A 22,806-nucleotide genomic window follows, 5' to 3' on the forward strand; every position below is an offset into this window, starting at 1 on the left:
TCAATCCTGTGCTCGGATTATGGAAACGCTGTGAGCGGGCGGCAAGGAGGCAATTCCGGCCAGACCGACGGTCGGCGAAGAGGGCGGAAACCGACCTAATTGGCCCGTACGGTCGGCTCATGACCCCCGACGAACCGCTCTTCTTCGCCTCCGTCGGCGCCCTCGACACCTGGCTCGCCGCACACCCGGCCCCGCATCCCGGGATCTGGGTGAAGGTCGCCAGGAAGGGCTCGGGCATCACGTCCGTCGACTCGCTCGACGTCAACGACGTGGCGCTGTGCCACGGCTGGATCACCGGCCGGCGCCGGGCGCTGGACGAGTCGTACTTCCTGCAGCGGATCACCCCGCGCCGCCCCGGCAGCCTGTGGTCGATGGTCAATGTGCGGCGGGTGGCGGAACTGGCCGGCCAGGGGCGGATGCGCCCCGCCGGGCTCGCGGAGATCGAGGCGGCCAAGGCCGACGGCCGGTGGGAGGCGGCCTACGAGTCGCAGCGCAACGCCGCCGTCCCGGCGGAACTGACGGCGGCGCTGGAGCGGAACCCCCGGGCGGCGGCGGCCTTCGAGTCGCTCGGGAGGACCGAGCGGTACCAGCTCGTCCTCGGGCTGCTCCAGGCCCGTACCGCGAAGGCGTGTGCCGCCCGGCTCGACGCGGCCGTCGCTCGGCTGGAAGGGATGCGGACAGCCGAGCGCCCGCCCTCACGTACGGGGGAGTGAAGGGCGGGCGCGCTCAGGGGGCCGCGTTACGCGGCGTTGCGGATGGCCGAGATGTCGAAGTTCAGCTTGATCTTGTCCGAGATCAGGACGCCACCCGTCTCCAGGGCCGCGTTCCAGGTCAGGCCGAACTCCGAGCGCAGGAGCTCCGCCTTGCCCTCGAAGCCGACGCGCTCGTTGCCGAACGGGTCCTTCGCGGCGCCGTTGAACTCCAGGTCGATGGTGATCGGCTTGGTGGTGCCGAGGATCGTCAGGTCACCGGTGATCCGGTAGTCGTCGCCGCCGAGGGCCTCCGCCTTGGTGGAGCGGAAGGTCATCACCGGGAACTCGTCCGTCCGGAAGAAGTCGGCGCTCTTCAGGTGGCCGTCACGGTCCGCGGACCCGGTGTCGATGCTGTCCATCTTCACGTCGATGGAGGCGCTGGACTTCGAGGGGTCCGAGCCGTCCAGGCTGAGCGAGCCGGAGAAGTCCAGGAACTTGCCCTTGACGTTGGTGACCATCGCGTGGCGCGCCGTGAATCCGAGCGTGGAGTGGGCGGTGTCGATGGTGTACTCACCGGTCAGCGCGGCCAGGTCGGCGCTGACGGCGGCGGGGGTCTCGGTCTCAGCGGTGGTCTTGCGGCCGAAGATGCTCATCACGTTCTCCTTGGGGGACGGGTCTCGCTCACTGATGTTGAACGTTGAACTAACCAACGCCCACGACGGTAGACCTATTCCGTTCAGATTTCAACAACCTTGGTGGAGTGTTCGCCGCCACACGCCCGAGGGCATCACCAGGCATGCGCATGAATCGCCGTGCACTGCTCCTCGCCGTCGCCCTCGGTCTCACCGCTGTCGGCGCGGGCCGCGCGGAGGACCCGTACGACGTCCTCCGGCGCCGCTGGCTCGACCTCGCCCTGGGGACCGGCTACGACCCCGCCGCCGAGCCGTACGCCTCCCGGCTCGCCGAGACCGGCGTGCTCGCCCGGGGGTACCGCGCCTCGATGGCGCCCACCCCGACCTCGCTGTGGCCCGGCTACCCCTACGACCCGCCCTCCGGCATCACCCGCAGCTACAGCCGCCTGTGGACCATGACCCAGGCCTACCTCCAGCCCGGCACCGGATCGACCGGGGACGAGGGACTGCGGGACGACGTCGTCCGAGGGCTCGACCACCTGTCCGCCACCGTCTACAACCCCACCACCACGCGCTACGGCAACTGGTGGGAGTGGCAGATCGGCAGCCCGCGCCTGCTGATGGACATCGCCCTCGCCCTGTACGACCACCTCACCGGGGACCGCCGGGCGGCGGCCTGCGCCGCCGTCGACCACTTCGTGCCGGACTCGGTGCTGGCCGACTACTCCGGCACCTCCACCGGCGCCAACCGCGTCGACCTGTGCCGCTCGGTCGCCCTGCGCGGCATCCTCGGCCGGGAACCGGCCAAGATCGCCCTCGCCCGGGACGCGCTCTCCCCGGTCTTCCCGTACGTGACGCAAGGGGACGGGCTCTACTCCGACGGCTCCTTCGTCCAGCACACCTGGGTCGCCTACTCGGGTACCTACGGCCAGGTCCTGCTCGACGGGCTCGGGCGGCTCTTCGCCCTGCTCGCCGGGTCGCCGTGGGAGGTCACCGACCCGAACCGGCAGATCGTCCTGGACAGCGTGGAGCACGCCTTCGCCCCGCTGATCCACGACGGGCTGATCATGGACAGCGTCAACGGGAGAGCCATCAGCCGGGGTCTGCTCAAGGGCGATCGGAGCATCCTGCGCGGCGACCACTTCCACGGCCAGGGCGTCATCGCCGCGATCGCGCTGCTCGCGGGCGGGGCGAGCGCGCCCGAGCGGGATCGCTGGTACGGCATGATCAAGGGCTGGATCGAGCGGGACACCGTCTCCCCGGTCCTGATGGCACCGCAGTACCCGGTCGCCGACCTCGCCCGGCTGCACGCCGTCGCCGAGTCGGAGGTGCCCGCCACCCCCGAACCCGTGGGCCACCACCTCTTCGCCGCCATGGACCGCGCCGTCCACCGCCGCCCCGGCTTCGTCGCCAATATCGCCATGGCCAGCGACCGCATCGCCCACTACGAGTGCGGCAACGGCGAGAACCCGCGCGGCTGGCACACCGGCGCCGGAATGCTGTCCTGGTGGGTGCCGGGCCAGGGCGGCCAGTACACCGACTGGTTCTGGCCGACCGTCGACTGGTACCGGCTCCCGGGCACCACGGTCTCCACCCGCCCGCTGCCCGACCGCGCCGGCGGCGAGTGGGGCGAGCCCAAGCCCGACGCGCGCTGGGTCGGCGGGGTCACCGACGGCGCGTACGCGGCGATCGGCCAGCACCTGAAGGGGCTCGGCTCCACCCTGGTCGCCCACAAGTCGTGGTTCTGCGTCGACGACGCCGTCATCTGCCTCGGCGGCGGGATCACCTGCGCCGACGGCGTCCCCGTCGAGACGGTCGTCGACAACCGGAACCTGGGGGAGGGCGGCGAGCAGACCTTCGTCCAGGGCCGCGGCTGGGCCCACCTGGAGGGACACGGCGGCTGGCTGGTCCCGGGCGGCGGCCTGCGCGCCCTGCGCGAGGACCGCGCCGGCGCCTGGTCCGACATCAACACCGGCGGCGCCACCGAGCGGCGCACCCGGCGCTGGCAGACCCTCTGGCTGGACCACGGCACCGACCCCGAGGACGCGGCCTACCGGTACGTCCTGCTCCCCGGCGCCTCCCGCCGCGCCACCGCCGCCCGCGCCGCCGACCGGCACTGGCTGTCGGTCCTCGCCAACGACACCGCATGCCAGGCCGTCCACCTCCCCGCCCTGGGCCTGACCGCGGCGAACTTCTGGTGCCCCGGCACCGCCGGCCCGCTCACCGCCTCCGCGCCCGCCAGTGCCCTGGTCCGCCGCGAAGGCCGTACCGCTACCCTCTCGGTGAGCGAGCCGCCCCGGACCGGAGCCCCACTGGAGATCACCTGGGACCGGCCGGTGCGCTCCGTGATCCGCGCCGACGACACCGTCGAGGTGATCTCCACAGGCCGCCGACTGCGCGTCCGTGTCACTCCGGGGAGGGCATGTGCGAGCCATCGCTGTGAGGTGACTCTCCACTGACGGCTTTGTACGACCCCCACAACGGGCACGCCCCCTGAGCAGTCGGAACGGCTGCATAGGGCGATGGTTCTGTTCAGTGGTACCAGGAAAACGGGCCGGAGACTGTACGGAGTCGACGGCCCGCTTTCCTTCGCGGGCTTCGTAAGGTCGCTACATGACCGTTTTGGAAGAGACCACGGGTGAGCCCACGGACGCGCGCGGCCGGGTCGCCGAGCTGCACGAGATCCGTGCCCAGGCACTGGCCGGTCCCAGCGAGAAGGCGACCGCGGCGCAGCACGCCAAGGGCAAGCTGACCGCCCGGGAGCGGATCGAGCTGCTGCTCGACCCGGGTTCCTTCCGAGAGGTCGAACAGCTCCGCCGGCACCGCGCCCAGGGCTTCGGCCTGGAGGCGAAGAAGCCGTACACCGACGGTGTCATCACCGGCTGGGGCACGGTCGAGGGCCGCACGGTCTTCGTCTACGCACACGACTTCCGGATCTTCGGCGGCGCCCTGGGCGAGGCCCACGCCACCAAGATCCACAAGATCATGGACATGGCCATCGCGGCCGGTGCCCCGCTGGTCTCCCTGAACGACGGCGCGGGCGCCCGTATCCAGGAGGGTGTCTCGGCGCTCGCCGGGTACGGCGGCATCTTCCAACGCAACACCAAGGCCTCGGGAGTCATCCCGCAGATCTCGGTGATGCTCGGCCCGTGCGCCGGCGGCGCGGCCTACAGCCCGGCGCTGACGGACTTCGTGTTCATGGTCCGTGAGACCTCGCAGATGTTCATCACCGGCCCGGACGTGGTCAAGGCCGTGACGGGTGAGGAGATCACGCAGAACGGCCTGGGCGGCGCGGACGTCCACGCGGAGACCTCCGGTGTCTGCCACTTCGCCTACGACGACGAGGAGACCTGCATCGCCGAGGTGCGCTACCTCCTGTCGATGCTGCCGCAGAACAACCGCGAGAACCCGCCGCGGGTCGAGTCCACCGACGCCCCGGACCGCCGCGGCGACGTACTCCTGGACCTGGTCCCGGCGGACGGCAACCGCCCCTACGACATGGCCAAGGTCATCGAGGAGATCGTCGACGACGGCGACTACCTGGAGGTCCACGAGCGCTGGGCGCGCAACATCATCTGCGCGCTGGCCCGGCTCGACGGCCAGGTCGTCGGCATCGTGGCCAACCAGCCGCAGTCCCTGGCGGGCGTCCTGGACATCGAGGCCTCCGAGAAGGCGGCCCGCTTCGTCCAGATGTGCGACGCCTTCAACATCCCGATCGTCACCCTTTTGGACGTACCCGGCTTCCTGCCTGGTGTAGACCAGGAGCACGGTGGAATCATCCGCCACGGCGCGAAGCTGCTGTACGCCTACTGCAACGCGACCGTGCCCCGGATCTCGCTGATCCTGCGCAAGGCGTACGGAGGCGCGTACATCGTCATGGACAGCCAGTCCATCGGCGCCGACCTCACCTACGCCTGGCCCACCAACGAGATCGCCGTTATGGGCGCCGAGGGTGCCGCCAACGTCATCTTCCGGCGGCAGATCGCGGACGCCGAGGACCCCGAGGCCATGCGGGCCCGCATGGTCAAGGAGTACAAGTCCGAGCTCATGCACCCCTACTACGCCGCCGAGCGCGGTCTGGTGGACGACGTGATCGACCCCGCGGAGACCCGCGAGGTGCTGATCCGCTCGCTGGCGATGCTCCAGTCGAAGCACGCCGACCTGCCGTCCCGCAAGCACGGCAACCCCCCGCAGTAACCCACCGGTTCCCCTGCGGAAACCTCTCTCACGGAGACTGACACCCATGAACGCTGACATCCGCGTCGAAAAGGGCCACGCCGAGCCCGAGGAAGTCGCCGCGATCACCGCCATCCTGCTGGCCCGCGCGGCGGCCCGCCCCGAGCCCGCCGCCCACCACGGCCGGGCCAGGGCCGGCTGGCGCCGCCTGGAGCGCGAGTCCGGCTTCCGAGCGCCGCACAGCTGGCGCTGAGCGCCGTACGAAACCTGAGGGCCCCTCTTGTTCGGGAGGGGCCCTTTCGCGCGCCCAGCGGGCCGCAGAAGCCGTTCCCGGGCACAACAGAACTGCCCCGGACGGTGAACATCCGTCCGGGGCAGCTCAGTTGGCGTGCGAACCGCTTACCGCAGCCGCGCCATCAGCGCGTGCTCGACCAGCGTGATGAGGGTCGACTTCGCGTCCGCCCGGTGCCGGGCGTCCGTGGTGATGATCGGGGTGTCGGGACCGATCTGCAGCGCCTCGCGCACCTCGTCCGGGCTGTACGGCTGGTTGCCGTCGAAGCCGTTGAGGGCGATCACGAAGGGCAGACCGCTGTTCTCGAAGTAGTCGACAGCCGGGAAGCAGTCGGCGAGCCGCCGGGTGTCGACGAGAACGACCGCCCCGATCGCACCGCGCACGAGGTCGTCCCACATGAACCAGAAGCGGTCCTGTCCGGGCGTACCGAACAGGTAGAGGATCAGGTCCTGGTCCAGGGTGATACGGCCGAAGTCCATGGCGACCGTGGTGGTCGTCTTGTCCCCGGTATGGGTGAGGTCGTCGATACCCGCCGAAGCAGACGTCATGACGGCCTCTGTGCGCAGCGGGTTGATCTCCGAGACGGCGCCGACGAACGTGGTCTTGCCCACGCCGAAGCCGCCCGCCACCACGATCTTCGCGGAGGTGGTGGAGCGGGAAGGACCGCCGCTAGAGCTTGCGAAGTCCACTGAGCACCCTTTCGAGCAGTGTCACGTCTGGCTGGCCGCCGGCGTTCTCGTCGCCGCCGGGCTGATGGATGGCGACCAGGCCCGCCTCCGCCAAGTCGGCGACGAGGATCCTGGCCACGCCGAGAGGGATGGTCAGCAGGGCCGAGATCTCGGCCACCGACTTGATCTCCCGGCAGAGGTTGCAGATCCGCTGATGCTCGGGCAGCTGGCCCTGCATCTGGTGCGGCTGCGCGGTGGTGTGCACCAGCGCCTCGATGGCGAGCTGGTACCGCGGCCTGGTGCGACCGCCCGTCATCGCGTACGGGCGCACCAGAGGGTTGTTCGACGCCCCGGCGGGCGACGGCTCGGGGGCACGTCGCTGCGGCTGCACCGGCTGGATACGCGGGGACTGCGGCTGATCGTACGGACCGGGACCCTGCGGACCCTGGGGGGCGTACGGCTGCCGATGACCCGGTGCGGAGGGGAAGTTGTACCGGTTCTGGGAACCGTCGTGCTGACCCTGGGCAGGGCCGTACGACCAATTGCCCGGATGTGAACCGTCTGGGGGTGTTGCCACTTTCTCTCCTCCTCCGACTGTGCCTGGCACCCATCATGTGGAGCCGCGTCCCGAAACCTTACGGCCACGGGACGCCAAAACGCACCGTCTCTCTGTTAGTTGAGAAGGCTCCCTTGGAGCTCCGCACGCAGATCCGGGGTAAGGACCGTGCCCGCGCGGTCGACCAGAAGGGCCATCTCGTACCCAATGAGGCCGATGTCCGCCTCGGGGTGGGCGAGAACCGCGAGCGAGGAACCGTCGGAGATGGACATGATGAACAGGAATCCCCGCTCCATCTCCACAACCGTCTGGTTCACGCTGCCGCCCTCGAAGATGCGCGAGGCACCGGCGGTCAACGAGGTCAGACCGGAGGCGACGGCCGCAAGCTGATCGGCGCGGTCGCGCGGGAAGCCTTCGGACATCGCCAGAAGGAGTCCGTCGGCGGAGACCACCACCGTGTGAGACACCCCGGGGGTGTTGTCCACGAAGTTGGTGATCAACCAGTTCAGGTTCTGTGCCGCCTGGCTCATCGGGCTCACACTAACGCTCCTGGTTGTAGGTGCTGTCAGGACCGAAGCCCTGGCCGTTCGTTTCACTTCCCGCACTGCGACCCCGCTGGACTCCCCGGCGCAGGTTGCTCAGCCTGCCCCGGACGTCCTCGGGAGCGCGGGAGACCTGTGGGCCGCCCTGAGGGGTGGCTGCGGCGGCTCCCTCGACCAGATTGGCCTTGGGTACCCGCCGAGGTAGACCGGAGGAGGTCACACCGCCTGCCTTGGGCTTGCGGAGCTGCGCCGCCTGCTGCCAGCGATCGTCGTTCGCCGAACGCCAGCCGGAGTCGGTGGAGTTCTCCGCGGGGGCCGGCGTCTCCTGCCGTACGGGCCGTGCGCCGTTCGCGCCGCTCGCGGTGGATCCGCGGCGGGGGAGCCCGGCGTCGGTCAGCTCGTGGGCGGCGGAGGGGGCCGGTCCCGGACGGTCGAAGCCTACGCGGTCCCGCTCATTTGTGTCAGCGGCCTGCACAGGTTCCGGTTCCGGAGAGTACTGGTCGGAGTAGCCACCGCGGTAGTCGTCCTGCTGCGGCCAGTCGTCCTGCTGACGGCTCTCCTCGAAGGCCGAGTAGGACTCCTGGGCGGACGTGTGTCCGGCCGCGGGGGCCTCCTGAGCCGACTCCGGATAGGCCGGCTCGGGGTAGCCGCCGTTCGACGAGAAGGTGTCGTCCTGTGGCAGGCCGCCGTTCGGCGCGTAGTACTGCTCCTCGTACGCAGGCTGCTGAGGCTCCTCGTACGCCGTCTGCGGGTCGTACGCCTGCTGCTGCTCGGGGTAGCCGCCGTGGCCGTTCGACGCGGCGTTGTCGTAGCCCTGCTGCGCGCCGTACTCGTTGTACGCGCCCTCCTCGGAGGACTCCAGGGCGGGCTGCCCGTGCTGCTGGGCCTCCAGGGCCGCCCTGCGCTCCTCGCGCATCAGGGAGCGGCCCACCGGGTCCAGCTCGCGGATGTCGTCCGGCACATCGGAGTAGCGGCTGTCGTCGAAGCCGAGTTCGGCGGCCGTGCGCATCGGCTGGCCGTTGAAGTTCTCACCCTGGAAGTTCTGCTCCGGGATGATCTGCGAGACGGTGAACTCGTCCTGCATCGGCGCCGCCTCGCCGCCACCGCCGTGGGTGATGGCGTCGGGCAGCATGACCAGCGAGGTGGTACCGGCCTGCTCGCCCGAGGGGCGCAACTGGACCCGGATGCCGTGCCGGTCGGACAGCCGGCCGACCACGAACAGACCCATGCGCTGCGAGATCGCGGCGTCCACGGTCGGCGGGTTGGCCAGCTTGTGGTTGATGTCCGCGAAGTCCTCGGCGGTCAGGCCGATGCCCTTGTCGTGGATCTCGATCATCACGCGGCCGTCGGGGAGACGGGTCGCGGTGACCCGGACCTTGGTCTGCGGGGAGGAGAACGTGGTGGCGTTCTCCAGCAGCTCGGCCAGCAGGTGCACGAGGTCGGTCACGGCGCGGCCGTGGATCTCGGCCTCCGGGACGCCGGACAGCTCGATGCGCTCGTACTGCTCCACCTCGGAGGAGGCGGCGCGCAGCACGTCGATCAGCGGGACCGGCTGGTCCCAGCGGCGGCCGGGCTCCTCGCCCGCGAGGACCAGGAGGTTCTCGCCGTTGCGGCGCATACGGGTCGCCAGATGGTCCAGCTTGAAGAGGTTCTCCAGCTGGTCCGGATCGGCCTCGTTGTTCTCCAGGTCGGTGATCAGGGTCAGCTGGCCCTCGATCAGCGACTGGTTGCGGCGCGAGAGGTTGGTGAAGATCGCGTTGATGTTGCCCCGCAGCAGGGCCTGCTCGGCGGCGAGCCGGACGGCCTCGCGGTGGACCTGGTCGAAGGCGCGGGCGACCTCGCCGATCTCGTCCGTGGAGGTGATCGGGATCGGGGCCACCCGGGTGTCGACCCGGCCGGGGTCGGTACGGGAGAGCTGGTCGACCAGCATCGGCAGCCGCTGCTCGGCGATGCCGAAGGCGGCGTTGCGCAGCTGGCGCATCGAGCGGGACATCTGGCGGGCCACCATGCCGGCCAGGATGAACGCGGCGAGCAGGGCGACGACGACGGCGGCACCCACGATGAAGGTGTCCTGCTTGGCGTCCTCGGCGATCGCCTCGGCCTCGTTCACCGCGGTGTCGGCCATGTCCGACTCGATCTGGCGGTAGGCGTCGTACTTGAGCGTGTTCACCGCCCACCAGTTCTCGGCGGTGATGCCCTTCGTGGCGAGCCCCTGGCGCACGATCGGGTCCGTGGACTCCATGCCCGCGACGCCCCGCACCATGTCGACCGGGTCCTCCGGCGGCGGCACGTAGTCCGGGTTCTTGGCCTTGGCCTCCTTGGCCATGGCCGCGCCCTTGGTCTTGAGGTTCGCCTGGGCGGTCAGCAGCTTCTGCTCGTCGGCCTCGGTGCCACCGCCGATGTACTCCTGCAGGGCGATGCCCTCCAGGTAGGCGTACGAGGACAGGGCGACCTTCTGGCTGGTGAAGCTGCCGGTGCCGGGGCCGGGCTTGACCAGCATGTGCATACCGATCGAGCGCTCCAGCGACAGGGCCGCCTTCGTCAGCTCGATCGCGTAGACCGTACGGCCGTAGGAGGTGACGTTGCCGGTGCCGAGGCCGAGCTCGTTGGCGAACTCGGTCAGCGGGTGGGCGACCTCGACGTAGCCCTCCTCGGTGTCCACGCCGGGCAGCTTGGTCGTGTACGCGTCCTCGCGCAGCTTCGCCAGGTCCGGCTCCACCTCGCGGAACAGAGCCAGGCGGCGCTCCAGGCCCGGCTTGCTCGGCGCGTTCTGGGCGACCTCGTCGAAGGTGTCCCCGGCCTCGTCGGTCGCCTTGCGGGCGGCCTCGACGGTGGCCTTGTCCTTGTCGGTCTGGGAGTTGCCCTTCAGCAGCGGCGCGGCGGTGATGTCGCGCTCGTTGTACAGGGCGTCCGCGTAGTTCAGGGCGGCCCGGACCAGGCGCGCGGTGTCCGCGGCGTCCTCGGCCTCCTGCCAGGTGTCGATCGAGCTCTTCACCTGGAAGCCGCCCATGACCAGGCCGACCAGCACGGGTATGAGCAGGATCGCGTTCAGCCGGGTCGGCACCCGCCAGTTGCGCGGGGAGAGACGGCCGCCGCTCGGAGCGGGCGCGGCCGTCGGCTCGGGTCCGGGCACAGGGGCGGGCGCCGCTCCGCGCGGCGGCGGGGTGAAGTTGCCCCGCGCCGACGGCTCGGGACCGTTCTTGCTTCGCCTCACTCGACCAACAACCTTCCGGCGGTCGGCACCTACGTTGTGCCGCAGTGTCTCAGGCCCAGTACGTCATCGACTTGTGAGTACGTCTTTGACTATTGGGCAGTTCAGGCATTCCAGCACGTGGACCTGCGCAGTTCCAAACATGGGAATGCGATCTTTCCACGTGATGTAAGCCCCAGATAAAACGGTCATAAAGAACGAGCCCCGCCAAAAGGCGGGGCCTTCGTGCGCACAGCGAGACCGGTTGACCGCGACGCGTGGCCGCCCCACTCGATTCCTCTGCCGAAACGTTATGAACACCGGAGCCGACCGTGTCAAAGGCCACAGCCGGCTCCGGAATTCCTACGGCAACTGCCGTACGCGATGGCTGAATTGCCCGCTTACCGCAGTCGCGCCATCAGAGCGTGCTCGACCAGCGTGATCAGCGCACTCTTGGCGTCGGAGCGGTGCCGGGCGTCCGTGGTGATGATGGGGGTGTCGGGCCCGATCTGCAGGGCCTCGCGCACCTCCTCGGGCGCGTACGGCTGGTGCCCGTCGAAGCCGTTGAGGGCCACGACGAACGGCAGTCCGCTGTTCTCGAAGTAGTCCACCGCCGGGAAGCAGTCCGCCAGACGCCGGGTGTCCACCAGCACGACCGCGCCGATGGCACCGCGCACCAGGTCGTCCCACATGAACCAGAAGCGGTCCTGTCCGGGCGTACCGAACAGGTAGAGGATCAGGTCCTGGTCCAGGGTGATACGGCCGAAGTCCATGGCGACCGTGGTGGTCGTCTTGTCCCCGGTGTGGGTCAGGTCGTCGATGCCCGCGCTCGCGGACGTCATGACGGCTTCCGTGCGCAGCGGGTTGATCTCGGAGACGGCGCCGACGAACGTCGTCTTGCCGACGCCGAAGCCACCCGCCACCACGATCTTCGCGGAGGTGGTCGCCCGGCCTCCGTCAGAGCTTGCGAAGTCCACTGAGCACCCTTTCGAGCAGCGTCACATCCGGAGCGCCGCCGTTGTTCTCGTCGCCACCCGGCTGGTGAATGGCGACAAGCCCGGCCTCCGCGAGGTCCGCGACGAGGATCCGGGCGACACCGAGAGGCATGGCCAGCAGCGCCGAGACCTCGGCGACCGACTTGACCTCTCGGCACAGATGGCAGATGCGCTGGTGCTCCGGGAGCAGCCCCATGAGCGCTGCCGGGTCGGCCGTGGTACTGATCAGGGCCTCGATGGCCAACTGGTAGCGCGGCCGGGTCCGGCCACCGGTCATCGCATAGGGACGGACCAGCGGCTGGTCGCCCTCATCCTCGTACGGCTCCGCGTACGGATCATGAGAGGCGTTGGGCGGGGTCATGAATCCTCCGGGCGGGACAGCAAGTGGGTCAGTCGTGCCGTCGGAACGGGGCCGGTGGGGGGACTTGTGTCGGCCTGACGGTGATTTGGTGAGGCGGGTGGATCCGAGATGGGTCAGTGGAGCAGACTGCCTTGCAGCTCGGCACGGAGATCGGGCGTGAGCACCGCGCCCGCCCGATCCACCAGCAGCGCCATCTCGTAGCCGACGAGGCCGATGTCGCACTCCGGGTGCGCGAGTACGGCCAGGGACGAGCCGTCGGAGATGGACATGAGGAAGAGGAATCCCCTCTCCATCTCCACAACGGTCTGTGCCACGTCGCCGCCCTCGAAGATCCGGGAGGCGCCGGCCGTGAGCGAGGTCAGTCCGGACGCGACGGCCGCCAGCTGGTCGGCTCGGTCGCGCGGGAAACCCTCCGAGAGCGCCAGCAGAAGACCGTCGGCGGACACGACGACGGTGTGGGACACCCCGGGGGTGTTGTCCACGAAGTTGGTGATCAACCAGTTGAGATTCTGTGCCGCCTGGCTCATCTGGCTCAACTAACGCTCCTGCTGGTGAGTGGGGCTCGGGAAGCTGCCGGTCTGGCCGTTACCGGCCTGACGACCCTGCGCGATACCCCGACGGAGATTGGTCAGCCGCCCGCGCACGTCGTCAGGCGCACGCGAGACCTGCGGACCGGCTTGGTGCTGTTGCTGCTGAGCCGTGCCCGGGACGAGGTTCGCCCGGGGCACCCGCCGTGGCAGGCCGGAGGTGGTGACCCCGCCCGCGGCCGGCTGACGGACCCGCTCTGCCTGCCGGACGAGATCGTCGTTCGGCGAGCTGCGCCAGCCGGTCGCGGCCGGACGCTGCGGAGCGGAAGCTTGCGGTGCCGGAGACTGCGGCTGGGCCGGAGCGGGCGCGGCACCGCCCGGCTGGCCCTGGCCCTGGTTCTGCTGGCCGCGCTGGCCGCGGAACCAGTTGGTCTCCAGCGTGTCGTACAGCGGCGTCCGTCCGTCACCGGGACCGGTGGCCGGGGGCAGCGCCTCCGGCTCGGGCCGGCGGGCCGGCGGACGCGGCGGAGTGGCCGGACGCGGCGGGCTGTAGTCGGCCGGGCCGCCCACCTGGGGCCGCTCGAACTGACCCGTGCTCGACGGGTCCTGCCGCGGCGGCAGGGGGTGCTGGCCGGTCGAGCCGTTGTCGTAGCCGGTCGGGGCCGGGAACTGACCCGTGGACTGGCTCGCGGCCGGACCGTAGAGGTCCTGGCGGGCGAACTGGCCCGTGTCCTGGCCCGTGTTCTGCGGCACGCCCGGCTGCGGGAACTGGCCGGTGTTCTGCCCGGAGTCGTACGACGGGACCGGGCGGCCGCCGTCGCGCGGGACCGCGGGCATCTCGGCCGTCGCGGCCGGGCCCTGACGGTCGTCGATCCGCGGCATCCGGGAGGTCTGCGCCGGGTCCTGCTCGTCGTGGCCGCGCGGGGCGTCCAGCGAGGCACGCGGCACGGACGGCTGGGCGTTCTCGTCGCTCCAGCTCGGGGTGCGCGGCTGACCGGCACCCGCGCCGGCGCCCGGCAGCTCGGCCCGCGGGCCGCGACGGGCCCCGGGAAGCTGCGGCCGACGGCGGCGGCCGGTGTTGCCCTGCTCCGACTTGCCGCCCGCCTGCTGCTGCGGGGCGGGGGGCGTCGGGCGACCGCCACCGAAGGCGTCCTGACCCTGGGACGCGGACGGGGCGGGACGGTTGTTGCCGAAGGCGTCCTGGCCGGCACCGTTGCCCGAGGACTGCAGGCCCTGCGGCGCGGCGGGCGCCTGCCCGAAGGCGGAGGCGGTCTGCGGGGCCGGACGGCCCGGCGGGGGACCGGCCGGGGGCTGCTGCGGTGCCCGCGGGGCAGGGCGGCCCGCGCCGTCCCGGCCGGGCAGCGCGGCACGCGGTCCCTGACCGGCGCCGAGCAGTCCGCCGGAGGGCGAACCGGCGCCGAGCGAACCGCCCGCGGCGGCCTGGCGGCGGGCGGCGGCCGCACCGGCGGCGGCCTGCGCGGCGGCGGGACCGCCGGACGGGCCGCCCTGGCCGGGCTTGCCCGGTCCGGGCTTCTTGCCGCCCTGGGCGACGTCGACGGGGAGCATGACCAGCGCGGTCGTACCACCGGAGTCGGACGGGCGCAGCTGGATGCGGATGCCGTGCCGCTGCGACAGACGACCGACCACGAACAGACCCATGCGGCGGGAGACGGAGACGTCCACGGTGGGCGGCGAGGCGAGCCGCTCGTTGATCGCCGCGAGGTCCTCGGGGGACAGGCCGATACCGGTGTCGTGGATCTCGATCAGCACCCGGCCGTCGGGCAGGGCGTGACCGGTGACCTTGACCTTGGTCTGCGGGGAGGAGAACGAGGTGGCGTTCTCCAGCAGCTCGGCGAGCAGGTGCACGAGGTCGTTGACCACGCGTCCGGCCACTTCGGTGGACGGCACGGAGGCCAGCTCGATGCGCTCGTACTGCTCCACCTCGGACGCGGCGGCGCGGAGCACGTCGACCAGCGGGACCGGGCGGGTCCAGCGGCGGCCGGGCTCTTCACCGGCGAGAACGAGGAGGTTCTCACCGTTACGGCGCATGCGGGTGGCGAGGTGGTCGAGCTTGAACAGCGAGGACAGCTGGTCCGGGTCGGCCTCGCGGGACTCCAGTTCGGAGATCAGCGAGAGCTGACGCTGGATAAGACCCTGGGAGCGGCGCGAGAGGTTGGTGAACATCGCGTTGACGTTGCCCCGCAGCAGGGCCTGCTCGGCGGCGAGGCGGACCGCCTCGCGGTGCACGTCGTCGAAGGCCGCGGCCACTCGGCCGATCTCGTCCCGGGAGTGCACACCGACCGACTCCACGGACGTGTCCACGTCCTGCGGGTCGGACTCGGACAGCTGCTTGACCAGCTCGGGCAGTCGGTCCGAAGCGACCTTGGTGGCGGTCTCCTCCAGACGGCGCAGCGAGCGGATCATGGAGCGGGCCACCACGAAGGCGCCGACCAGGGAGACACCGAGCACGAGCAGGATCAGCGCACCGGAGATGATCGCGTCGCGCTCGGACTCGTTGCGCAGCTCGCGGGCCTTCTGCTCCATCTGCTCCAGGAGCGTGCGCTCGATGTTGCCCATCTGCTCGATCTTGATCGAGCTGTCGTCCACCCAGTCCTTGTACGAGCGCCGGTCCACCGTGGCCAGACCACTGGTGATGGCGCGTTCGCCGTAGGTTTCGGTGGCCTGGATCGTGGAGTTGCCCTCCTGGACCGGCTTGAGCAGCTCGGCCGCCTCGTCACCGCCGTAGATCGCCTTGAAGGAGGCGAGTTCGGAGGTCTGGCTGGTCAGCGCCGACTGGGCGTAGAGCCGGTCGTTGTCGGAGAGGGAGCCGGCGGACTTGTTGTTCACCGGCAGCGCCGAGGCGAGCACCGCGCGCTGGATGGAGGCGTACTCCTTGGCGGAGGAGAAGGCCGCGAGCGCGCGGGTGCGCTGGATCATGTCCGGGTTGCTGGTCGCCTGCGCCATGTCCTGGGACAGGTCCAGCAGGTTCTCGATCAGCCGGTGGTACGCCTCGACCGTCTGGGTGGAGTTGTCCTTGGCCTGGTAGGCGTCGCGGCGGATGTTGGTCAGCGTGCGCAGGTCGCGGACGACACCGACGAGGGTGTCGTGGACGCCCTGGAGGTTGGTGTCGGAGGTGTCGACCTCTTCCGCGGACTCGATGAAGTTCTCGCGCAGCCGGTCGGTCTTGTCCGTGAAGCCCTTGACCGTGTAGCCGGTCGCCTTCTCACCGTGCGAGAGCGGACCGGCGGACTGGTCGCGCTCCTCCTGGAGCGCGGCGGCCAGCTCGGTCGCCTGCTTGGTCATGTCCGTCAGCAGCTTCATGTTGTCGAGCTGCTGCATGTCGTCCATGGAGTCGCTGATACGCAGAGCGCCCAGCGACGTGGCCGCGACGACCGGAAGAGCCAGCAGCGACACCAGGCGCGTGGAGATACGCCAGTTGCGCAGGGCTATTCGCGGACCCGGGTTGGGGGCACCCTGCGGCGGCTTCACCGCCGGGGCCGTGGGGCTCGCCTGGCCCGAGGAGGCCGCACCGCCGTCGGCGGACGGGGCCTGACCCGGGCTCTGGGCGTGCTGGGGCGAGGGACTGCCGGCATTGGGGCCAGTCCCGCCGTGCAGCTCCGGCTCCGCCGAAGCACTGCCATCCCTCTTGAAACGTCCCTGCACTAGCGTCGCAACCTCTGGACCAGGCGCCCCGCCGGTTGAACGGACAGGACGGTGTCGGCGTAAGTAGAAGACGTACCTGAATTACGTCCTCTGATGGTCGTTGAGTGACCGGCGCTGGCTCCCCCTTCCGCCGCCACTCGGCGCTGTTGCGCCCTTGCGCGCCGGTACGAACCTGCGGCGGTCCGTGGAATTCCAGCACAGTGCAGGAACTCCAACAAGGGCCGTGGACCGAGCCGTGACCTAGGTGACACCTTGTGGGTGCTGAGTCACGGTGTGTAGAAAGTGATTCACCCCAAAACGGACTTATAAGAGCGAGTTGCAAGGGTACGTCCCGTGTCCCAGTCGACATGATCAGGAGCGGAATGACTGCTTCAGGTGCGCAATGTCCGTTTCGTTGGGGTGGCTTGGGGGCCGGATTTGACCGGTTTGAGCCTGAACCCGTGAGCAAACTCACATACAGATCATGGGGTCTTCACGTCTTCTCCGGGGAAACGGATGTTTAGCCTGACGCTTTACAAGAGGGCGCGATCTGCCCACTCACCCCACCACAGACGACAGGGTTCGTACCACCGTGAAGACGACGATGATGTTCCGCACCATAGCCAACCCGCGGCGCACGACGCTGGCCCACCTCGACGGAGCCGACGAACTGCAGACCCCGGAACTGCCGGAGCACCCCGTCGAGCTGCCGACCCAGACGGCCAACCCGCGCCGCACGGTCCTGGACACGATCCCGAGCGCCACCGCCGCGGAGTAATGCCGCGAGGTGCGCCGCCCCGACCGCGCTAGCCTGGAGCGTCAGACTCCAGCCGGTTCAGTCAAGGGGCCAAGCATCCCGTGCGCATCGCCAGATTCTCCATCGACGGGAACGTCGCCTTCGGCGCGGTCGAGGGCGACAAGCCTGACGAGCTCGTCCTCGACATCATCAAGGGCATCCCGTTCGCGGAATTCGAGCTCTCCGGCACCAAGGTCCCGCTGAGCAAGGTACGGCTGCTGCCCCCGGTGCTCCCCAACAAGGTCGTGGCCTTCGGCCGCAACTACGCGGAGCACGCCCGCGAGCTGGGCAACGAGGTCCCGGACGCGCCCTTCGCCTTCTTCAAGCCGTCCACCTCCGTGATCGGACCGGGCGACGAGATCCAGTACCCCGCCTTCTCCGAGGAACTGCACCACGAGGCCGAGCTGGCCGTGGTCATCGGCCGGATGTGCCGGGAGGTCCCGCGCGAGCGGGTCAAGGACGTGATCCTCGGCTACACCTGCGCCAACGACATCACCGCCCGCGACGTACAGCGGCGCGAGAAGCAGTGGGCGCGGGCCAAGGGCTTCGACACCTCCTGCCCGCTGGGCCCCTGGGTCGAGACCGACCTGGACCCCTCCGACCTGACCGTCCAGCTCACCGTCAACGGGCAGCAGCGGCAGCTCGGCCGCACCAGCGAGATGATCCACTCCATCGAGGATCTGATCGTCAACATCACCGAGGCCATGACGCTGCTCCCCGGCGACGTGATCCTCACGGGCACCCCCGCCGGGGTCGGCCCCCTGGCTGTCGGCGACGAGGTCTCCGTCAGCATCGAAGGCATCGGCACTCTCACCAACAAGGTTGTCAAGCGTGGCTAGCGCACCCGCCTCCCCCGTCCGCGTCCGTTTCTGCCCGTCGCCGACCGGCAACCCCCACGTGGGCCTGGTCCGCACCGCCCTGTTCAACTGGGCGTTCGCCAAGCACCACGGCGGCACCCTGGTCTTCCGCATCGAGGACACCGACGCAGCCCGCGACTCCGAGGAGTCCTACGAGCAGCTGCTGGACTCGATGCGCTGGCTGGGCTTCGACTGGGACGAGGGCCCCGAGGTCGGCGGCCCGCACGCGCCCTACCGCCAGTCGCAGCGCATGGACCTCTACCGCGACGTGGCCCAGAAGCTGCTGGACGGCGGGTACGCCTACCACTGCTACTGCTCCCAGGAGGAGCTGGACAGCCGCCGCGAGGCCGCCCGCGCCGCCGGCAAGCCGTCGGGCTACGACGGCCACTGCCGCGAGCTGAGCCCCGAGCAGGTCGCCGAGTACCAGGCCCAGGGACGCGCCCCGATCGTCCGCTTCCGCATGCCCGACGAGACGATCACCTTCACCGACCTGGTCCGCGGCGAGCTGACCTTCACCCCGGAGAACGTGCCGGACTACGGCATCGTCCGCGCCAACGGGGCGCCGCTGTACACGCTGGTCAACCCGGTCGACGACGCCCTGATGGAGATCACCCACGTCCTGCGCGGCGAGGACCTGCTCTCCTCCACGCCCCGGCAGATCGCCCTGTACAAGGCGCTCAAGGACCTGGGCATCGCCAAGCAGACCCCCGCCTTCGGCCACCTGCCCTACGTCATGGGCGAGGGCAACAAGAAGCTCTCCAAGCGTGACCCGCAGTCCTCGCTCAACCTCTACCGCGAGCGCGGCTTCCTGCCCGAGGGCCTGCTCAACTACCTCTCGCTGCTCGGCTGGTCGCTCTCCGCCGACCAGGACATCTTCACGATGGACGAGATGGTCGCCGCCTTCGACGTCCAGGACGTCAACCCCAACCCGGCCCGCTTCGACCTGAAGAAGTGCGAGGCCATCAACGGCGACCACATCCGCATGCTCGATGTGAAGGACTTCACCGAGCGCTGCGCCCCCTGGCTGAAGGCCCCCTTCGCCCCCTGGGCCCCGGAGGACTTCGACGAGGCCAAGTGGCAGGCGATCGCCCCGCACGCCCAGACCCGCCTGAAGGTCCTGTCGGAGATCACCGACAACGTCGACTTCCTGTTCCTGCCGGAGCCGGTCTTCGACGAGGCGAGCTGGACGAAGGCGATGAAGGAGGGCAGCGACGCCCTGCTGCGCACGGCCCGCGAGAAGCTGGAGGCGGCCGACTGGACGAGCCCGGAGTCCCTCAAGGAGGCTGTCCTGGCGGCCGGCGAGGCGCACGGCCTCAAGCTCGGCAAGGCCCAGGCGCCGGTCCGGGTGGCCGTCACCGGCCGCACCGTCGGCCTGCCGCTCTTCGAGTCCCTGGAGATCCTCGGCAAGGAGACGACGCTGGCCCGCATCGACGCGGCGCTGGCGAAGCTCTCCGCGTGAGCTGAAGCACAAGTGAGGGGCGGCACCCGGTCCGGGTGCCGCCCCTCACTGCTTGAACTCAGCGCGCGTCCGCCTCGTCGATCAGGTAGGCGCTCTCGTCGAAGACCTCCAGTACGACGACGACCATGATCGCTCCGGCCACCATGTACTCAAGCATCATGCCGGGGGCGACATAGGCCTTGCGCAGATGCTCGTCCGGGCCGAGCTGCGCTGTCGAGTTCTTCCGGAACGGGTCCCGGGCCAGTATCCGTACGGCCGTGTCCAACTGTGCCCGGCGTTCTTCAGGCAGGCCGTCGAATGTCGCACGGGCCTCGACGGTGAACTGGACACGGTACGCGCTCATGAGCACCAGTGTGTCAGCCGTGCCGCGGCGCCGGGCACCCTTCCCGGACCCCCTGCCTGCCCGCCCGCAGGCCGTGCCGGGCGCCCCTGCGCCGAGCTCGGGACGTCCCTGGCCGCCGGCACCCCACGAGGTGACCTACGTCGGGGACCACCCCGAGATCGACGCGCGCGGTGCCGCCGAGGCGGGCCTGGTGTCGGTCTGGATCGACCGGGGCGCCCTGCCCGGCGCCGCCGACGCCCCCGTCGGCCCGCACCGCATCGCGACCCTCGCCGAACTCCCCGCGCTGCTCGGCGCGGATACCCGTTTTGGAGCCCCGTCCACCTTCGGGTAATGTTCTTCCTGCGCCGCCGGGGAGCGGGCCGAAAGGCCGGTGACCGGAAGCGCGAACTAGAACAAGATCCCTTCGGGGCTTGCGTTCCAGTGGCCTATGGTGTAATTGGCAGCACGACTGATTCTGGTTCAGTTAGTCTTGGTTCGAGTCCAGGTAGGCCAGCTCGCAGAGCTCATCTGCAAAGCCCCCGTTGTGTAGCGGCCTAGCACGCTGCCCTCTCAAGGCAGTAGCGCCGGTTCGAATCCGGTCGGGGGTACAGATCCTTCCCGCGGGAACGGTTCGGGTAGCTCCCTCCGTACCTGATGCAGGATCGCTAGGGCCCCCGTTGTGTAGCGGCCTAGCACGCCGCCCTCTCAAGGCGGTAGCGCCGGTTCGAATCCGGTCGGGGGTACTGACTGGTCTAAACCACATTGGTCTATGGTGTAATTGGCAGCACGACTGATTCTGGTTCAGTTAGTCTTGGTTCGAGTCCAGGTAGACCAGCTCGGACCTGCGGAAACGCAGGCTCCACGCCCCCGTTGTGTAGCGGCCTAGCACGCCGCCCTCTCAAGGCGGTAGCGCCGGTTCGAATCCGGTCGGGGGTACGCATCACGAAAGGCCCTCCACTTCGGTGGAGGGCCTTCGGCGTTCCCGGGGCGCTCACTCCAGGCCGTACCTGCGCGCCGACTCCTCCTCCTGTGCCAGGTGGTGCAGCGCCCGCAGCATCGGCTCGACCAGGACCACGCCGAGCACCGCGACCTCCGCCTCCGAGACATGCGCCTCCATGAAGTCCAGGTCCAGCTCGGCCACCTGGTGCATCAACCGGGCGTAGGGCACGAGACGTTCGGCGCCCCAGTCGTAGCCGAGCCGGCGCAGCGCCGCCGCCGCGACCACGAGCGAGCGGAAAGCGGGGGAGAGGGGGGCCAGGGACTGCGCGTGGGTCCAGCCCAGCGTGCCCAGCAACTCCTCCATCGCGGCCCGCGAGCCCTGTACGAATTCGTCGTCGGCGTCCGGCTCCGGCACCTGTGGCAGCGCCCACACCGAGGCGCCCAGGCGAATGGTGCGGGGCAGGGAGTCGTCGTCGACGTGGGTCAGCACCTCGCGCACGGTGGCCACCGGGATCCGGCCGACCTGGATCATCGCGCGGATCAGCCGCAGCCGGCGCAGATGCTCCTCGTCGTATTCGGCGGTGGTCGCGTTGACCTGGCGGCCGGGCGCCAACAGCCCTTCGCGCAGGTAGTACTTGATCGTCGCGGTGGACACCCCGCTGCGCTCGCTCAGTTCGGCCAGCCGCATCTCTTGCGCCTTTCGTTGGGGAGTGTCACTATCCAAGCACCGAACAGAAGGATAGCGCCGCTATCCAACGCGGGGAACGGGGGCTCGTCATGTTCGCCAAGCCCGTCTCGGGCCGGACCACCGCCAATGTCGAGGGCGACGCGGTCGTCCTGCTGATCGGCATGCGCATCAACCACTTCTGGGCCGTGCACCACTGGCTGCCGGTGCTGACGGCCATGCCGCGGATGCTGCGCGAGCTGGGCAAGGAGCCCGAGCGCGGACTGCTCGGCCACGTCCTGCTGACGGCCTCGCCGCGGACGTACTACGTCGTCCAGTACTGGGAGTCCAAGGAGAAGCTCTACGCCTACGCGCACGCGCCGGACATGTTCCACCGGCGGGCCTGGCAGATCCTCAACCGCAAGGAGAAGCAGGGCAAGGCGAACCGGCACGTGGGGCTGTGGCACGAGGCGTACGTCGTGCCGGAGGGGTCCTACGAGGCGATCTACTTCGACATGCCGGCCTTCGGGCTCGCGGCGGCCCACGGCCAGGTGCCGGTGGAGCGGCGCGGGCGCACCGCGAAGGACCGGTTCGCGTACCGGTCGAAGCAGGCGAAGGTGCCCGAGGGGACAGGCTGACGGGGGATCGGGGGACGGGGAGGGCCTGCCGCGGCGTTGAGGCAGGTCCTCCCCGCTTGCCGTTCCGGGGGGCGTCAGCCGCTGCGGCGCAGGGCCTCGGAGAGGCGGGCGGCGGCGTCGATGACCGCCTGGGCGTGCATACGGCCCGGATGGCGCGTGAGGCGCTCGATGGGGCCGGAGACCGAGACGGCGGCCACCACGCGGTTGGAGGGGCCGCGTACGGGCGCGGAGACCGAGGCCACGCCCGGCTCGCGCTCGCCGATCGACTGGGCCCAGCCGCGGCGCCGTACGCCCGACAGCGCCGTCGCCGTGAACCGGGCGCCCTGCAGACCGCGGTGCAGGCGCTCGGGCTCCTCCCAGGCCATCAGGATCTGGGCCGAGGAGCCCGCCTTCATCGTGAGCGTGGAGCCGACCGGGACGGTGTCCCGGAGGCCGGAGAGCCGCTCCGCCGCCGCGACACAGATCCGCATGTCGCCCTGGCGGCGGTAGAGCTGGGCGCTCTCGCCCGTGACGTCACGCAGATGCGTGAGCACCGGGCCGGCCGTGGCGAGGAGACGGTCCTCACCGGCCGCCGCGGCCAGTTCAGCGAGCCGAGGGCCGAGAATGAAACGGCCCTGCATGTCACGCGCCACCATACGGTGGTGTTCCAGGGCCACGGCCAGACGATGGGCCGTGGGCCGTGCCAGTCCGGTGGCGGCCACGAGCCCCGCGAGGGTGGCCGGACCGGACTCCAGAGCGCTCAGGACAAGGGCTGCCTTGTCCAGAACGCCGACGCCGCTACTGTTGTCCATGCAACGATACTCACGTCTCACTCTGTGAAACGCAAGTTCCTTTTTTCGTGAGACGCGCAACCCTTGG

Annotated in this window: 20 protein-coding genes, 5 tRNA genes and 1 pseudogene; 14 read left to right on the forward strand and 12 right to left on the reverse strand. The window is 70.0% G+C overall.

Annotated elements, in window-relative coordinates; genetic code table 11:
• Nucleotides 1-119 precede the first annotated feature (119 nt).
• Nucleotides 120-713 carry a YdeI/OmpD-associated family protein gene (locus tag ACZ7L7_RS20075; RefSeq protein ID WP_472076709.1) on the forward strand — a complete coding sequence of 198 codons (594 nt, stop codon included), beginning with the start codon at nt 120-122 and terminating at the stop codon, nt 711-713.
• Nucleotides 714-739: 26 nt separating this feature from the next.
• Here the strand turns inward: ACZ7L7_RS20075 and ACZ7L7_RS20080 are convergent, their stop codons facing one another.
• A complete protein-coding gene (locus tag ACZ7L7_RS20080; RefSeq protein WP_285513619.1) occupies nt 740-1,345 on the reverse strand; it encodes a YceI family protein in 606 nt (201 codons plus the stop codon).
• A gap of 143 nt (nt 1,346-1,488) precedes the next feature.
• Between ACZ7L7_RS20080 and ACZ7L7_RS20085 the strand changes: the two genes are divergently transcribed.
• The 3 genes from ACZ7L7_RS20085 to ACZ7L7_RS20095 all read left to right on the forward strand — a co-directional run bounded on the left by ACZ7L7_RS20085 (nt 1,489) and on the right by ACZ7L7_RS20095 (nt 5,753).
• Nucleotides 1,489-3,783, forward strand: a complete 2,295-nt coding sequence (locus ACZ7L7_RS20085; RefSeq protein ID WP_472076711.1) for a polysaccharide lyase 8 family protein — start codon at nt 1,489-1,491, stop codon at nt 3,781-3,783.
• 154 nt (nt 3,784-3,937) lie between these two features.
• A complete protein-coding gene (locus tag ACZ7L7_RS20090; RefSeq protein WP_093723020.1) occupies nt 3,938-5,521 on the forward strand; it encodes an acyl-CoA carboxylase subunit beta in 1,584 nt (527 codons plus the stop codon).
• A gap of 46 nt (nt 5,522-5,567) precedes the next feature.
• Complete coding sequence (locus tag ACZ7L7_RS20095; RefSeq protein ID WP_261719522.1) at nt 5,568-5,753, forward strand: acyl-CoA carboxylase subunit epsilon; 186 nt, start codon at nt 5,568-5,570, stop codon at nt 5,751-5,753.
• A gap of 146 nt (nt 5,754-5,899) precedes the next feature.
• Here ACZ7L7_RS20095 and ACZ7L7_RS20100 read toward each other — a convergent pair whose 3' ends face one another.
• From ACZ7L7_RS20100 to ACZ7L7_RS20135, 8 genes are all read right to left on the reverse strand, one after another.
• Complete coding sequence (locus tag ACZ7L7_RS20100) at nt 5,900-6,481, reverse strand: GTP-binding protein (RefSeq protein ID WP_003997631.1); 582 nt, start codon at nt 6,479-6,481, stop codon at nt 5,900-5,902.
• Nucleotides 6,462-7,037 (reverse strand): DUF742 domain-containing protein, encoded by a 576-nt coding sequence (locus ACZ7L7_RS20105; protein ID WP_093723022.1) that lies wholly within the window; start codon nt 7,035-7,037, stop codon nt 6,462-6,464. Before ACZ7L7_RS20105 ends, ACZ7L7_RS20100 begins: the two co-directional genes overlap by 20 nt.
• 95 nt (nt 7,038-7,132) lie before the next feature.
• Nucleotides 7,133-7,546, reverse strand: a complete 414-nt coding sequence (locus ACZ7L7_RS20110) for a roadblock/LC7 domain-containing protein (RefSeq protein ID WP_004983065.1) — start codon at nt 7,544-7,546, stop codon at nt 7,133-7,135.
• A 10-nt stretch (nt 7,547-7,556) separates the two neighbouring features.
• Entirely contained in the window at nt 7,557-10,772 is a 3,216-nt protein-coding gene (locus ACZ7L7_RS20115; RefSeq protein WP_285513622.1) for a sensor histidine kinase, read from the reverse strand.
• A 377-nt stretch (nt 10,773-11,149) separates the two neighbouring features.
• Nucleotides 11,150-11,725, reverse strand: a complete 576-nt coding sequence (locus tag ACZ7L7_RS20120; RefSeq protein WP_015657619.1) for a GTP-binding protein — start codon at nt 11,723-11,725, stop codon at nt 11,150-11,152.
• Nucleotides 11,706-12,104 (reverse strand): DUF742 domain-containing protein, encoded by a 399-nt coding sequence (locus ACZ7L7_RS20125; RefSeq protein WP_285513623.1) that lies wholly within the window; start codon nt 12,102-12,104, stop codon nt 11,706-11,708. The genes ACZ7L7_RS20120 and ACZ7L7_RS20125 overlap by 20 nt, the downstream gene beginning before the upstream one ends.
• 113 nt (nt 12,105-12,217) lie before the next feature.
• Nucleotides 12,218-12,631: a roadblock/LC7 domain-containing protein gene (locus ACZ7L7_RS20130; protein ID WP_261720658.1), complete on the reverse strand. Its 414-nt coding sequence runs from the start codon at nt 12,629-12,631 to the stop codon at nt 12,218-12,220.
• A gap of 9 nt (nt 12,632-12,640) precedes the next feature.
• Nucleotides 12,641-16,294: a sensor histidine kinase gene (locus ACZ7L7_RS20135; protein WP_471427515.1), complete on the reverse strand. Its 3,654-nt coding sequence runs from the start codon at nt 16,292-16,294 to the stop codon at nt 12,641-12,643.
• Nucleotides 16,295-16,865: 571 nt separating this feature from the next.
• Between ACZ7L7_RS20135 and ACZ7L7_RS20140 the strand changes: the two genes are divergently transcribed.
• The 3 genes from ACZ7L7_RS20140 (at nt 16,866) to gltX (ending at nt 19,385) form a co-directional block, all read left to right on the forward strand.
• Entirely contained in the window at nt 16,866-17,051 is a 186-nt protein-coding gene (locus ACZ7L7_RS20140) for a hypothetical protein (RefSeq protein WP_285513625.1), read from the forward strand.
• Nucleotides 17,052-17,131: 80 nt separating this feature from the next.
• A complete protein-coding gene (locus tag ACZ7L7_RS20145; RefSeq protein ID WP_093725538.1) occupies nt 17,132-17,908 on the forward strand; it encodes a fumarylacetoacetate hydrolase family protein in 777 nt (258 codons plus the stop codon).
• Nucleotides 17,901-19,385 carry a glutamate--tRNA ligase gene (gltX, locus tag ACZ7L7_RS20150; RefSeq protein WP_472076715.1) on the forward strand — a complete coding sequence of 495 codons (1,485 nt, stop codon included), beginning with the start codon at nt 17,901-17,903 and terminating at the stop codon, nt 19,383-19,385. Before ACZ7L7_RS20145 ends, gltX begins: the two co-directional genes overlap by 8 nt.
• A 58-nt stretch (nt 19,386-19,443) precedes the next feature.
• Here gltX and ACZ7L7_RS20155 read toward each other — a convergent pair whose 3' ends face one another.
• Nucleotides 19,444-19,728 carry a hypothetical protein gene (locus ACZ7L7_RS20155; protein WP_285513628.1) on the reverse strand — a complete coding sequence of 95 codons (285 nt, stop codon included), beginning with the start codon at nt 19,726-19,728 and terminating at the stop codon, nt 19,444-19,446.
• A 121-nt stretch (nt 19,729-19,849) separates the two neighbouring features.
• On the opposite strand from ACZ7L7_RS20155, the pseudogene ACZ7L7_RS20160 reads away from it, so the two are divergent.
• The 6 genes and pseudogenes from ACZ7L7_RS20160 to ACZ7L7_RS20185 form a co-directional block, all read left to right on the forward strand.
• A pseudogene (locus tag ACZ7L7_RS20160) lies at nt 19,850-20,059 on the forward strand (HAD family hydrolase); the annotation flags it as partial.
• Nucleotides 20,060-20,149: 90 nt separating this feature from the next.
• A tRNA-Gln gene (locus tag ACZ7L7_RS20165) sits at nt 20,150-20,221 on the forward strand.
• 21 nt (nt 20,222-20,242) lie between these two features.
• Nucleotides 20,243-20,315, forward strand: a tRNA-Glu gene (locus tag ACZ7L7_RS20170).
• Nucleotides 20,316-20,377: 62 nt separating this feature from the next.
• A tRNA-Glu gene (locus tag ACZ7L7_RS20175) sits at nt 20,378-20,450 on the forward strand.
• Between the two features lie 20 nt (nt 20,451-20,470).
• Nucleotides 20,471-20,542 (forward strand) — tRNA-Gln (locus ACZ7L7_RS20180).
• Between the two features lie 28 nt (nt 20,543-20,570).
• Nucleotides 20,571-20,643: transfer RNA gene (locus ACZ7L7_RS20185), tRNA-Glu, on the forward strand.
• Between the two features lie 55 nt (nt 20,644-20,698).
• Here ACZ7L7_RS20185 and ACZ7L7_RS20190 read toward each other — a convergent pair.
• A complete protein-coding gene (locus tag ACZ7L7_RS20190; protein ID WP_472076717.1) occupies nt 20,699-21,334 on the reverse strand; it encodes a MerR family transcriptional regulator in 636 nt (211 codons plus the stop codon).
• 89 nt (nt 21,335-21,423) lie between these two features.
• Here ACZ7L7_RS20190 and ACZ7L7_RS20195 point away from each other — a divergent pair, with 89 nt between their 5' ends.
• Nucleotides 21,424-21,948: a DUF4188 domain-containing protein gene (locus tag ACZ7L7_RS20195; protein WP_285513630.1), complete on the forward strand. Its 525-nt coding sequence runs from the start codon at nt 21,424-21,426 to the stop codon at nt 21,946-21,948.
• A gap of 74 nt (nt 21,949-22,022) precedes the next feature.
• Here the strand turns inward: ACZ7L7_RS20195 and ndgR are convergent, their stop codons facing one another.
• Nucleotides 22,023-22,739: an IclR family transcriptional regulator NdgR gene (ndgR, locus tag ACZ7L7_RS20200; protein ID WP_026278050.1), complete on the reverse strand. Its 717-nt coding sequence runs from the start codon at nt 22,737-22,739 to the stop codon at nt 22,023-22,025.
• Between the last annotated feature and the right edge of the window lie 67 nt (nt 22,740-22,806).

It is taken from the genome of Streptomyces sp. NPDC110618 (assembly GCF_055657065.1).